The following is a 13,953-nucleotide window of genomic DNA, read 5'->3' as shown; positions in this document are numbered from 1 at the left end:
TTGGTGAATGAAATTATAACTTCAATACGGTACATGAAATTTATATCAGCGATTCTTAACTTATATCGGCGATTTTCAAATTATATCGACCGATTCTTAATTTATATCAGCGATTTTTCAAATATATCGACTTACCGACAAAAATCGACAATACAAAAAGGCCCACTCTTTAAAAAGCAGGCCCTCTTCCAATCACTTATTTGCAGAAAAACGGAGTAACTGTGTTAATCCTGGTTCTAAATTCATTTCGCCTTTATGGCGTACGTATACGATTTTGTCCCCGTCAAATTTGGGCAGGTTTCCTGGATTATACGTCAGCCACTCATTCGTTCCTTCTACATTATACTCCATATACTCCGTTGCACCGACAACTACGTTTTTACTATCATCAGCGGTTACATTGGGTGCCATTTGTGCAATTTTCGAATCACTAATTAATAATTTCTTTATTTCCTTATCACGTTTGTAATCGTAAGCTGTCACCATTACATCGCTACCATATGCTTTCACTTGCAACCCTTGTTTAAATGAATAACCATCAGGAGCAGTCTTCTCTCCTCCATTTGGTCCAGCTGACATCCAGCCCGTTTCAATCCCGCCCGTATTTACAACAGTAAATCCTTTTTTATCTCCGCCTGCAATTTTCTTTTTACCAGCCCAGTCCGGTAAGTTTAAATCCCAGTGCGTGTGACTCGTAAAGAAAACAACTTGTGGATAGTCTTTTAATATATCATACAACTTATCGACATTTAAATAATCTTGTAAGTACGGTGATTGTCTTGATCCAGACACCGTATCAGGTAAAACGTGATGAGAAAAAATGAAAATCGGCTTGTTTTTATCTTTTTGGCTGTACTCTTCTAAATTTTGTTTTAACCAACCTAATTGTTCATCACTCATATATACTTCATCCCACATTTTTGAATCGTGGTATTTCATATATTTTTCTGTTCCTAAAAATAGAAGCGGATAACCGTCTAATTCTTTTTTATGATATACCTTTTCTTGTCCGCTAAATTTCAGATAGCGGTTAAATAAAGTTTCCTCAGTTACACCATTTGGCCATGTACTTTGAGATAACTTCCCATCAGCTGTCCATTTACCAGCATAAAACTCATGATTCCCAACAGTTGACCATACATTCTCGGGATGCTTATTTTTGTTTAATACACGCTTCACATCATCATATTGTGACTGTTGTCCAGTTGGCGTTATATCCCCATTCATAATAAGCGCTCTAGAAAGTGGCGTCACTTTGTTCATATCTTTTAACACGTGATCAAAGTCTCCTAAATCCCCTTGAATATCACTAATAACATTAAAAGTTGTAGCTGATTTTCGAACTTGCTCTTTCCCTTCCGCATGTGCTGAAAATGTCGGTAATAATGCCGTCATAACCACTAACGAAGCAACTGTCTTTTTCATACAAATTCTCCCCCTAATAATAGAATGTACAAACTGACATGTTCTGCCTTCTCTTAGGTGCTTGTCCAATTCACATTATAAGGAGGGATTGTAAAGATAAATGGAGTAAAAAGTTAAGTGTTTTTTAAGAGATTTTGTCGTTTTTACACGCCCCATTCAACAATTAACACTAACTTTTCTATTAACCTACTAATATTAACTGAATGTAAATTTATACGATAAATCACTTCGTTTAATATGTTGTGTTTTAATTTCCTTTACACAATTTCAATAAAGTACTTTATTATTTTAAATTCTCTTCATTAATCCTCAATTTCTATTCCAGCTTGTTTTAATGGTTCTAATACTTTCGGATAACACATTGAAATATACTCCACTGTTTTTAAATTTTTTAGATTTTGAAATCCTTCAACAGATATAACATCAAATAAACTGTCTTCACCGTCCCAATCAGGCTTTAAAATATGATAAATTTCATTCCCGCCATCAAAGCAAAGGGATTCAATCTTTTCCAAATCACTTATTTCCAAAGTTAACTCTTCTAAAAAATCTTTGATTTCAACAATTGGTCCAGCTCCTGCATACCATTCGAAATTATTCGTATACTTATCTATTAAGTCTTTCAATTCCTTTTGAAATAGTGGCTCTTTATCTAATAAAGCTTCAATTATCACTAATTTAAAGTTAAAATCCTGAAACATTTCACTCTTTCCCATTTTAACTTCCTCCTATATTGCCCCTGTCCTAGGGTTTTAATCTCCTTTACACAACTTCCAAAAAGCACTTTACCTTTTTAAATTCTTTTCATTTAATCCTAACAGCTCTGGTAAAATAAAACCCCCATCTTTTCTAATCAGTACATCATCAAACCAAATTTCACCACCGCCGTACTCTGGCCTTTGAATGTTTACTAAATCCCAATGTATCGCTGATGTATTCCCATTATCTGCACCTTGCAACGAATCTCCAATCGCTAGATGAAAACTACCATATATTTTTTCATCAAATAACGTATTATTCATCGGATGTAGTATGTAAGGGTTAAAAGCTAGCGCGAACTCTCCAACATATCTTGCTCCCTCATCCGTATCAAGAATGCGATTCATTCGCTCTGTATCATTTGCATATGCCTCTATTATTTTCCCATGTTTAACATGTAACTTTATATTTTGAAACGCATAACCTTGTTGAATGGAAGCTGTGTTAAATGTTATTACTCCATTTACAGAATCTTTAACAGGTGCTGTATATATTTCGCCATCCGGGATATTATCCGTACCATCCCCCTTTAAAACGCCTATTCCTTCAATGGAAAACTCCAAATCTGTTCCTTCTCCAATTATCCTCACTCGTTTTGTCTTTTCCATTAATTCTTTTAATGGCTCCATCGCTTTCGACATATTGTTGTAATCTAGCGTACATACATCATAATAGAATTTTTCATAAGCCTCCGTGCTCATATTTGCTTCTTGTGCAGAAGCCGCATTCGGAATGCGAGTTGTCACCCATCTCTTTTTATACACCGCTTCACTATGAGCTTTTCCGAATATCTTTTGATATAACTTCATTTTTTCTGCTGGTACATCTGCTAATTCATATGCATTTCTGGGACTACGGAGATTAATATACACTTGCATTTTACTTAGTCGATAACATTCCCAATCTGCTAATAACTTAAATTGTTCTTCAGATCCTGATAAAATCAATTGCCTCGTAACAGAAACGTCACGCATTGATACATGTGCATATCCACCTGCTTTTTCCACTGACTTTATAATTTCACGAACTACTATAGGATCTATTTCCGTAACACTTTGAATTAACACTTTGAATTAACACTTGGTCACCAGGCTGTACTTTCGTAGAATGGTTGACTAGTATATCTGCTAATTTAGATAATTCTTGTTTCATTATACTCCTCATCCTTCCCTTTCAAAAACTTAGTAAAATAAATCATTCAAGATAGAATATATAAATTCCATAACGTAGATATCGCAGCTACACTCAAATAAAAAGTTCTTGGTAACAACCAAATGCCGTAAAAAATCATAAAAGTTTTTCTCCTAATAACTGCTAGAAAAGAAGGGAGTAAGGGCATGAAAAATACAGTAATATATACTTCCTTATCGGGCATTTTTCTGCTATGCGGGTTGAAATATAGAAAAACAATTGAAAGGATTAAAATGATTATAGCAACGACTAATCCTTTATAAATACTTATATAATTTTCATAATTCCTCGCCTTCCAATAGCAATATACTTAATACTTTCGATTGCTACTATTTATATTTTCCGCTCCATACAAAACTCTCTTTGGATTTATAACAATCATTACAACTGCTACCACTAAATAAAATATCGCGTTATACATGATTAGATTTATTAAATTTCCGTTTATAATACCAATAAAAAAATTAAAGAATTGATGGATAATGATTGGAATAATTAAATTCTGATTCAAGTTGTAAAATGCAGTCATGACGATTTTTATACATATGATAGAGATCATAAAAAATAGAATATATTTCATTAGGTCCATGCCAACAAATCCTGTAGTAAACCAAATAGGTAGATGCCACATCCCCCACCAAAATCCAATGATTATTGAAGCCTTTAATGGTGAATACTTCTTTTGAAGCTCAATTTGTGCAAATCCTCTCCATCCTAGTTCTTCTCCCAATGGCCCCGCAAGAAAATTTTTAACAAAGAAATAGATTAGTATTCCCCATGAAGATACAGTAAAAATAGAGCCTACTTTACTATTTTTAGATATTAGAAACAAAATCAATAAAAATATAAAAGCCTGAATCATACTTGCAGTAAGAATCACAGATAATTTAAGTTTAGTCCTGAATTTATCTTTTACAAATTGTATAACGCTCTGCCCCGGATAAATTTTTTTAAATAGCATTACAAAAGCAAAAGTTGAAGACCAAGACGATATACAAAACATTACATCAAAAACCCATACAGGGAACCCCAACATACTTGTAGCTCCTACAAGTAAAAAAAGTGGCAGAAAAATAATATTGGTTAGTACAATAAAACTAGCTACTGGCTTTTTTAATTTCTTTTCTCTATTCATGCACAATCCCCATTTCAAACTATGTATTTCGCAAATATAATAGTATTTATATTTACAGATACTCCCAGCTTAAACCTGGGGGTTACTCACAGGTCAATACATGTCTGCATTATTTTACAGGTGCATAAATTTCTAAAAATATACGCTCAAGTTCATCTTCATACGTGGTAAGTAATATGTTTATATACACTAGCCCCAAAAGCTCATGCCCTTGTTCTATTGCTGCTTTTCTTAAACTGGATCCCACGATATGATCAATACTATTCCCACCAGTCGACCACCTTCCATCTTCAATAACTGTATACATACATTTTGGATGTGATAGAATTTCCCCTTCTAATTCTTTGTCAAAGTCCTCTACTTTTCTTACAATTATAAATTTATCTTCTATAATACCTTCTTCATTAAAACTTATAACTCTTCGTAGAGATGTTAAAGTAACTGCCTTTTTTAAACGATCCGTATTCTTTTTCAAAGATTCATATTTATCATACGCAGTAAAATGCTCTATTTCTCCATTTACTTCTAAAGGCTTCATTTCTTTTACTACGTATTTCCCTAAGAATTGCTTTATTTTTTCGCAATCTTCTTTTGCAATTTGAAGCTTTTTTAAAAGAAGTTTTTTATACTCTATCTCCTCTAAAACTTCTTTTTCTTTCTCTTCTAACAATGCTTTTATTCCCTCTACGCTCTTACTTTTTCTTAATTCCTGAATTTTTTTTATTTCGATATCCATTTCCCTATAGAAATTGACCGTTGTTATATCATATATATCAAAATGATTATATTTCCTATACCCATTCTCAACACTTTGCTTTGGCTTGACCAAATCTTTTTCCTCATAAAACTTCAAAGTATCTCTAGATACATCTAAAAATTTTGCAACTTGTCCAATTGTGTACATTCTGTTCTCCTTTAGCATCACTACTTAATTTGTTACATTCATACTTCATATTCTTTAAATTATCGAATTTCCCTTCCTATTAATGTTTCCCACTTGTTCTCCCATAAAAAAGACACAGAGATTCCTCTCCATGCCTAATAATCCTCTACCTCTTTACCGCATGCACATAATGCACCGTCTCAAAAGCTTCTAAATAATCATTTCGTCCTTCAAAATATAATTTATTTATGTCCTCTGGTGATAAGTGCTCATAAATGAGTAAGCCCGCCTTCTCTAATAGTGCTTCCATTTCGGTATAAGAAAAACATGATTTCATCGGTTCTCCGCCTATTGTAGCCATTTTCACCATATTTTCCACTCGATTGGACAGTCCCTTTTCTGTAAATAAGTTTTCATCTGGATAATCGAAAACGATAGAGCTCCCTTCTGGAACCATCGCAAATAGACATTCTATTAAACTAGAAAGTTCCTCTTTCGTTAAATAGTACGTTACACCTAATAGACTAAAGAACGTCTTTTTATTTTCAAATCCTTCATTCCGTAACTGTTCATAGGAAAATCCTTTCGTGAAATCCATCGAAATAAAATGAAGATTATTTGGAACTTCAAGTTCTGCTTCTTTTATTCTCTCCTTCTTAAACCCTTGTGTAGAAGGATGATCCACTTCAAATATTTCTATATTACTCTCTAATTCTCGGTGTCTAAAACTAAATGTATCTAATCCCGCACCGAGTATAACGTATTGTTTCGTTCCCAGCGTAATCTCGTGTAGTAATACTCTTTCACAATATGCCGCACGCGCTAAAGGTGTTGGTGATAATTGCACTTGTGTAATCCATTTTAATATTTCTTGTGGATTATCTTGAAACTGCTGTGCAATGTCTGTATTGAAAAAATGTATTCCTTGAACCATATTCATTTCAATGTCGTTACGTTCTTTTTGAGAAATGAACTCTTTAGCTACATAATCATCAAAGATTTTCGGATTATCAAATTCACTATGATATGCCCTTCCGAAAGCTGATACTAACGACGTTATACTTGCTTCACCTTTTTTCACGCACATACACTCCTTCATTTTCACAACAAAAATAGGGTTCCCCTGGCCAGGAGAACCCTATTATACACTTTATTTTTATATTGGTAAATTATAGCATAAATAAGTTTTTTTGTCAAGTTTTTAGCCTACTATCACTCCGACACTTTGTATATTCTCTAGCAGGAAAATTGTCGATTCACACAGAATATTCCAGACTATAACAATACACATGGAGGCCAATATGAAACGATTCGTCATTATTACAGTAGGAAAAACACACAGCGGAAAAACTACATTTGCAAGAGAATTAGAAAAAGAGTTCCCTCACTCTTTCGTTATGGATCAAGATAACCAAGCAGAATTTATTAACGCGCATTATGAAAAATTACAACCAGCTGAAGGCGCTAATACATTTAAGCACGGCCTTTCAAAATTCATTGTTGATTATGCGAAAGAACATACGAGTTTACACCTTATTATTTGTAATTCCAATCGCAGTAAAAACGGACGACTATATTTACTAAATGAATTATTTCCGCCAAATGAATATGTACGCATACTCGTTCATTTTGACATTCCAGATGATGTACTTTACGAAAGAGTGGCTCGAAGCACGCGAAGTACGAATATTTTTAGAGGTAGCTACTCTAGTTTCAAAGAAGTACTCGATCGGCAACAAGCTGAATCATTTCACGAGGATGTCGTGGATCCTGTAGAAAACGAAGCTGATTATTTGTTTGTTATTCGCAATAGTAAAGATGTAAGCTTTACTATTGAAGAAATTGTTCATCTTGCTAAAGATTTGTCCCCTACCCCAAAATAAAAGAATTTAAAAATTACATAATGATAGATTATTATGCAAATCCTTCCTCTAAGCACCTAACATAGTATATAATGATAAGATAATCTACTTCTATATGCTCATTTTTACACAAAACAGTTCATGCATATGAAAGAAAAGAGGTACAAAAATATGAAAACAAAACAAACAATCGCTGCGTCTACACTAGCTTTAGCAATGATTGCTGGCGCAAACTCTGCTCATGCGGAAGTAACTGATGCTACTCCTCAGCAAAGTACGGGAGATCGATTAGCTGAAATTAAGCAACATAAACAAGAGTTAGATGCGAAATTGCAGCAACACAAAGAAAACGTGGATCAAACATTGAATGAACTTAACAAAGTTAAGGAAAATGTTGATACGAAGGTGAATGAACTACACGAGCGTAAACAAGTTGCCGATGAAAAAATTAACGAAATTAAGCAACGTAAAGAAGAGTTCGATGCAAAGCTTCAGCAAGACAAGCAAATCGCCGAAGATAAAATCGCTGAAATAAAAGAGCATAAAAAACAAGTAGAAGATAAAGTTGCTGAAGTGAAAGAACATAAGCAAAATATCGATAATAAGGTTAATGAGATTAAAGAACATAAACAAACTGTCGATGAAAAAGTGAATGAAATTAAGCAGCATAAAGAGAACATTGATCAAAAGATTAATGAACTTAAGGAAGTTAAAAAACAAGTCGATGAAAAGTTAGCTGAGTTAAAGAAAGCGAAACAAACTGCTGAGGACAAACTTGCTGAGCTAAAAGAAAACAAACCGAATACTGGTAACACGTTAGAGGAACTTAAGAAAATTAAAGGTAATTTAGATAGCCTTTCCGCTAACTTAGAACTAGCTAAACAAGATGTAAAAAACAAACTAGCTGCATTACAAGAAGCTAGACAAGATTTAATCAATAAAATTAACGAGATTAAGCAATCGAAACAAACTGTTTCAGACGATTTATCAAAGAAAAAACAAGACTTAGATATTAAAATCAACGACTTTAAACATACTGAGAAAAAAATTGATGACAAATTAGCTGAGTTACATACAACTAAGCAAAATGTAGATAACAAGATCAACGAAGTATCTCAATCGAAACAAACAGAAACAAAGACTGGTACTACAAATGCAAACAATAATGCTAGAGAACTTCCTAACGCTGGTAGTGAGCAATCAAATAATATGGCTTTAGGTATGTTATCTGTTTTAGGCGGCGTTTTATTAATTGCGCGCAATAAAATTAAAACGTTATTCTCAAAATAAAGCCATTATACTTATTAGAAATAATTATACAAAGGCCAATCGCATGTATGAAGTGACCCCCGAAAGTTAGACAGGTCGTTTCATTAGGCAGCCTCTAGGGTATGAGCCCGGTATTGTACTGGGCTCATACCCTTTAATTTTGCCTTAATTCTTTTATGGTTATAGTATTCTATATACTTTGCTAATTCTTGTTTGAAATGTGTTATATTTTCAAATTCTTTTCGATACAGAAATTCCGATTTCATGATACCGAAGAAATTTTCAATAACGGCATTGTCATAACAGTTTCCTTTGCGAGACATACTTTGAGTTATGCCACAATTCTTAAGAGAATGACGGTATTGTTTCATTTGATAGTGCCAACCTTGATCAGAGTGAATGAGGAGTTTATCCGGATCGGTTACACAATAAAGTGCTTGGTCCAACATCGTTGAAACAAGGGAATAGGTCGGTCTGGGACCAATTGTATACGTGATAATTTCACCATTAAATAAATCCAACATTGGTGATAGGTATAACTTCTCCCCAAATAATTTAAACTCCGTAATATCTGTAACCCACTTTTCATTTGGTTTTTCAGCTTGGAAGTTGCGATTTAAAATATTTGGCGCAATTTTCCCAACTGTCCCTTTGTAAGAGCGATATTTTTTCATACGAACCAGACATTTTAATCCTAATTCTTTCATAAGGCGATACACTTTTTTATGATTTACTTTGTGTCCACGATTCATAAGTTCATCACGAATACGACGATAGCCATAACACCCATCGTGTTCATTATAAATAGCTTGAATCAGTTCTTTTACCTCCGCATTTGGATCAGGACGATTAAAACGTTTCATCCAGTAATAGTACGTACTACGTGGAATGTTTGCGAGTTGAAGTAACTCCTTGATAGGAAATTCATGCCTTAACTCGTAGATTACTTGCGCTTTGTCTTGTTTGGTGATTTTTCTTTGTTTTGAACTAAGGCATTCAACTTTTTTAAATATGCATTTTCCATACGTAAACGCTCATTTTCCGCTTGTAAGGCTTTGATTGATCCTTCATCTACTGGTTTTATTTTTTTATCTTTCATGGTTGGACGCCCCTTTTTCTTTAATTGTAGGGCATCCAATCCTCCTGTTTCATAAGCTATTTTCCATTTCCGAAGTGTTTCATAAGACGGTATATTGAAAAGTGCCGCTGTTTCTCTGATAGATGTCCCGTGTTCATTCATATAATAAAGTACATCTAGTTTATACTGCGCTGGGTAGAATGTATAGCACTTTTCAAAGGCCTTTTCACCTGAAGACTCATATCGTCTAATCCACTCACGAAGTACGCTAGGGTTAACTCCTACAGATTTAGCAATTATTTTTCCACTTTCTGTACCATCTAAATATCGTTTCACCGCTTGGATTTTTTCTTTTGAAGAAAATTTAGCCATAAAAAATGCACCTCCAATTGTTAGACTGTGTCTAACAATTGGGGTGCACTTCACATGTACGGTTGGCCCTTTTTCTTTATATTAATTGTCCATCTCTTAGCGTCAATATACGATCACATACATCAAGCATTCTTTCATCATGTGTAATCATAATTGCTGCTTTTTGACTTTCTTTCACTTCACGTTTCATCATTTCAACAACTTCACGTGCGCGTTTTGAGTCTAAGCTTGCCGTTGGCTCATCCGCTAATATTAAATCTGGGTTATTCATGAACGCACGAGCAATTGCTACCCTTTGTTTTTCCCCACCAGATAGTTGATTTGGATAATGATTTTTTCTTTCTCCTAATCCAAATGCCGCTAATAAATGATCCGCACGCTTTTCTGATTCTTGTTTGTTTTCTTTTTTAAGCTTTGCAATGTAAAGTAATTGTTCTTTTACATTTAAATATGGAACAAGATTTGCAAACTGGAAAATGAAGCCGATTTTTTTCAAACGAATGTCTGTCATTTCCTTTTCTGATAACTTCGTAATATTTTGCTCACGAATGTAAATATCCCCTTTTGACGGTGATAATAGTGCACCCGCGATTGATAATAACGTACTTTTCCCTGATCCAGAAGGACCGACGATTCCGATAAATTCTCCAGCTTTTACATCAAGCGATATCGGATGAAGGGCAGTTACTTCCGTATTCCCTTCCCCGTACACTTTACTTACTTTGTCTAATTTTAATAATGAAGTCATTACATCCCGCCTCCAATTGCTTCTAGCGCATCAACTTTTAATACTTGATATAACGAAATAAGTGTTCCTAAAATACTAATGACGATAAAGATTGCTGCATATTGTGCAATCATCGGTGTTGTTAATAAGAACGGCATACCTGCTGGTAAAATTTGTTCTAATCCTTGTACAAGAACGATACTAATTACCATCGCAACGACTGATAAGAATAACGCCTGCACGACTAAGCTATTTGCTAAATACGAGTTCTTCGTACCGATTGCTTTTAATACACCTAATTGCTGTGTTTTTTGCAGTGTAATGACGTAGAAGAATACACCGATTAATAAAGCAGCGATTACAAGTAAGAATGCAATGATCATCGTTAACGTTCCTTGCTCTTCTTTAAACCCTGGAATACTTTGCAGTACTTCTTTTTTGTCGATAACATGTGCATTTTTAATCTCTTTATCTGTATTCAGTGCAATTGCACTATAATCTTTTTGGTTTGGTTGTGAAATAGACCCCCATACGTCTTCATTTACATAAACGACTGGTGTATGGCTAAACATTTGATCTTTCGTAAATCCGACGATTGTAAATTCTTTCTTTGAAACAGGATCGATAATTGTATCCCCAATATCGATTCCTTTTTCTTTAATGGATTCGTCAGCAACCATTTCGTTATTTGCTGTACTTAATTTCTCACCTTTTATAATGTTCGGTTCTAAAAATGTATCGCGTTCACTTGAGAAAATAGCGATATCAACCTTTTTCGAACTATCTTTCTTTTCATATGTTGAAACTTTCACACGAAACGGAACAGCCTCTTTCTCGCCTACTTGACTTACTACGTTATCTACATCGTCTTTCTTAATTTGTGAACGAAGTAATTTATTTTCCGCATCATCTGCTAAAACGAACTTGTTTGCCTCCATATTTTGAATCGATGAAGCATTATCATATGATAATCCATTTGCTAATCCTGAAATCACAAGGACTAAAAATGATAATAACACCATAATCAATCCGATTAATCCGTATCTTAATTTTGATTGTTTCAATTCACGCAGAGCTAAAAACATTTCGCTCGCTCCTTCCTCTTTCTTTCTATGCACTTATCATAAAAAAGAAATATGAACGGAATATGAACAGAAGATTACAGAGGAAAGATTAAATTTTCGGAAAGTATTGAAAATAAATAGAATCCTTGATACAATTCAGTCAAATAATATTGACCGAGTAATTTTATTCAAGGAGTTGATCATTTTGAAGCCCATGTTCACACTAACTACTTATAGCCAACTAAAAGCAATGAGCGATCCACTACGTGTCGAAATGATGATGCGTCTATGTGAACGTCCTTATACAGGACAACTACTATCTGAAAAATTCGGCATTTCAAGGGCGAAAATTCATTATCATTTAAAAGAATTAGAGAAAAATGGCTTTATAGAAATCGTATATACAGAAGAAAAAAATGGCATCGTTCAAAAATTTTATCAATCTGTCGCTAGAGGCTTTACCCCTGCTGCCGAACTATTACCTCATTTAGAAATAGTAAGCGAATCAGGTCGCCAAATCTTTTTACAAATGATAGAAAGAACGAAAAGCCAAATTCTCGCTGCACCAGAGGAAGCTTTTACATTACGAAATGCAAGTGAAGACCCAGCTAAGTGGAATTACGTTTCATCTTGCTGGGAGTTTGATGCTACGCCAGAACAATTTCAAGTGTGGGTAAAAAAGTTTTATGAATTAATGTCTGAATTAAACGAAATCACAAAAGGTGCAGATAAAGATCCGAATAGTAAACCTTATTATATTTCTACTACTGCACTTCAAATCGCAGAGAGAACAATGCAGCAATTTGTTAAAGAAGAAGAAAAATCGTAATACGATTTTTTTTACATAAACGGTCAAATTTATTTTACCGAATAAATTTATTATAAAGGAGTAGATAAAGTGGACATATTAAAAAACCGGAATTTCCTCTTATTATTTTTAGGGAGAATTTTTACAAACATAGGAGATAGCTTATATTACGTAGCAGCAATGTGGCTCGTATATAAGCTAAGTGGTAATCCTTTTTATTCTGGATTGGCTGGTTTCCTTACGTTACTACCTTCTGCATTACAATTTCTTACCGGCCCATTCGTTGATAGATGGCCAATTAAAAACACCCTCGTCATCACACAAGTTTTGCAATGCATTCTTATATTAATCATTCCTATTACACACTACTTCGACCTATTAACAGTCCAACTACTACTCATCATCATGCCCATCGTAGCCTTTATCGAACAATTCGCCTATCCTGCACAGTTAAAAGCTTTACCACTTCTACTGCATAAAACACAATTATTAAAAGGAAACTCACTCTTCTCATTTGCGTATCAAGGCATCGATTTAATTTGTACGACTCTTTCTGGAATATTAGTAGCACTACTTGGCGCAATCTCTTTATATGTAATTGACTCTTTCACATTCGCGATTACTGCCCTTTTGTTCTTTTCATTGAAAATGCCACAGCAAACTGCAGCAAACACATCACTTTCAACTAAACAATATTTCTCTGATTTAAAAGAAGGTTTTTCAATCGTCTTTCGTTCCTTAATGAGCGTATTCTTAATCGGTTCAGTTGTTGCCAATTTTTCTATCGGTATGACGATGGCCATACTCCCTTCTTTCGCTGATTCTTTAGGAGGCGTGAAATCATACGGATTCTTCTTAGCTGCTATATCAGCAGGTAGTCTGATTGGTGCTTTATTCAGTTCATGGGTTGGCAAACGTAACGTTGGCCGCGCATCTATTATTAGCTTTGCGACTGGTGCTATCTTTTGGTTCCTCTCTACGATTGTACCGTTTCAATGGTTATCTATTTTCTTATTCGGCCTAGCTTGGGTACCGATTGGTGCAACCAACATATTATTTGCGACAATTAGTCAAATTTTAATTCCAAACCAATATATTGGCCGCATCAATTCAGTTATGCGAAGTATGGGCACAATTGCTATGCCGTTCGGTTCTTTAATTGGCGGATATGCTGCAAATGTATTTAGTAGCCAACTCATTTTTGCATTCGCTAGCATCGGGATTTTATTTATTTCTCTCGTATGGCTACTCCATCCGAAATTACGAGCATTGCCGAAAGCTGATGAAATTACAGCGGATACTTTTGGTGTTCGGTTTAAGGAAGAGCGCGGGAAAGGTGCGGCTTTATAACAAAAAGAAGCCAATTTTCATTACGAAATT

General features: G+C 34.4%; 12 protein-coding genes and 1 pseudogene. 4 read left to right on the top strand and 9 right to left on the bottom strand.

Features of this window, described 5'->3' with window-relative positions:
• Positions 1-192: 192 nt before the first annotated feature.
• The 6 genes and pseudogenes from QCI47_RS11955 to QCI47_RS11930 form a co-directional block, all read right to left on the bottom strand.
• Positions 193-1,425, bottom strand: coding sequence for a DUF4073 domain-containing protein (locus QCI47_RS11955; protein ID WP_071743196.1), 1,233 nt, complete (start codon positions 1,423-1,425; stop codon positions 193-195).
• Between the two features lie 302 nt (positions 1,426-1,727).
• On the bottom strand, positions 1,728-2,141 hold the full coding sequence (locus QCI47_RS11950) for a DUF6892 domain-containing protein (RefSeq protein ID WP_309423281.1): 414 nt from the start codon (positions 2,139-2,141) through the stop codon (positions 1,728-1,730).
• A 69-nt stretch (positions 2,142-2,210) separates the two neighbouring features.
• Positions 2,211-3,336 (bottom strand): annotated as a pseudogene (locus QCI47_RS11945) (aminopeptidase).
• 349 nt (positions 3,337-3,685) lie between these two features.
• Positions 3,686-4,510 (bottom strand): CPBP family intramembrane glutamic endopeptidase, encoded by an 825-nt coding sequence (locus QCI47_RS11940; protein WP_309423283.1) that lies wholly within the window; start codon positions 4,508-4,510, stop codon positions 3,686-3,688.
• Positions 4,511-4,619: 109 nt separating this feature from the next.
• Positions 4,620-5,414, bottom strand: coding sequence for a MerR family transcriptional regulator (locus QCI47_RS11935; RefSeq protein ID WP_000288010.1), 795 nt, complete (start codon positions 5,412-5,414; stop codon positions 4,620-4,622).
• A 145-nt stretch (positions 5,415-5,559) separates the two neighbouring features.
• Entirely contained in the window at positions 5,560-6,480 is a 921-nt protein-coding gene (locus tag QCI47_RS11930; protein WP_309423285.1) for a class I SAM-dependent methyltransferase, read from the bottom strand.
• A gap of 202 nt (positions 6,481-6,682) precedes the next feature.
• On the opposite strand from QCI47_RS11930, the gene QCI47_RS11925 reads away from it, so the two are divergent.
• On the top strand, positions 6,683-7,276 hold the full coding sequence (locus tag QCI47_RS11925) for an AAA family ATPase (RefSeq protein ID WP_309423287.1): 594 nt from the start codon (positions 6,683-6,685) through the stop codon (positions 7,274-7,276).
• Between the two features lie 150 nt (positions 7,277-7,426).
• Complete coding sequence (locus QCI47_RS11920; RefSeq protein ID WP_309423289.1) at positions 7,427-8,545, top strand: LPXTG cell wall anchor domain-containing protein; 1,119 nt, start codon at positions 7,427-7,429, stop codon at positions 8,543-8,545.
• An 83-nt stretch (positions 8,546-8,628) separates the two neighbouring features.
• Here the strand turns inward: QCI47_RS11920 and QCI47_RS11915 are convergent.
• The 3 genes from QCI47_RS11915 to QCI47_RS11905 form a co-directional block, all read right to left on the bottom strand.
• A protein-coding gene (locus QCI47_RS11915; RefSeq protein ID WP_152692390.1) for an IS3-like element ISBth10 family transposase occupies positions 8,629-9,974 on the bottom strand; the annotation gives its coding sequence in 2 pieces (ribosomal slippage) (positions 8,629-9,533 and positions 9,533-9,974; 1,347 coding nt in all).
• A 76-nt stretch (positions 9,975-10,050) separates the two neighbouring features.
• Positions 10,051-10,722 (bottom strand): ABC transporter ATP-binding protein, encoded by a 672-nt coding sequence (locus QCI47_RS11910; RefSeq protein ID WP_000202584.1) that lies wholly within the window; start codon positions 10,720-10,722, stop codon positions 10,051-10,053.
• Entirely contained in the window at positions 10,722-11,786 is a 1,065-nt protein-coding gene (locus QCI47_RS11905) for an ABC transporter permease (RefSeq protein ID WP_000477775.1), read from the bottom strand. The genes QCI47_RS11910 and QCI47_RS11905 overlap by 1 nt, the downstream gene beginning before the upstream one ends.
• Before the next feature lie 184 nt (positions 11,787-11,970).
• Between QCI47_RS11905 and QCI47_RS11900 the strand changes: the two genes are divergently transcribed.
• Together QCI47_RS11900 and QCI47_RS11895 are read left to right on the top strand one after the other, a co-directional pair.
• Complete coding sequence (locus QCI47_RS11900) at positions 11,971-12,594, top strand: ArsR/SmtB family transcription factor (RefSeq protein WP_017560894.1); 624 nt, start codon at positions 11,971-11,973, stop codon at positions 12,592-12,594.
• A gap of 69 nt (positions 12,595-12,663) precedes the next feature.
• On the top strand, positions 12,664-13,923 hold the full coding sequence (locus tag QCI47_RS11895; protein ID WP_309422843.1) for an MFS transporter: 1,260 nt from the start codon (positions 12,664-12,666) through the stop codon (positions 13,921-13,923).
• The last annotated feature ends 30 nt before the right edge of the window (positions 13,924-13,953 follow it).

The sequence above is a fragment of the Bacillus cereus group sp. RP29 genome (assembly GCF_040459765.1).
Taxonomy (GTDB): Bacteria; Bacillota; Bacilli; order Bacillales; family Bacillaceae_G; genus Bacillus_A; species Bacillus_A paranthracis.
The sequence above is the reverse complement of the archived record's forward strand: the minus strand, read 5'-3'. Positions and strand labels throughout refer to the sequence as shown.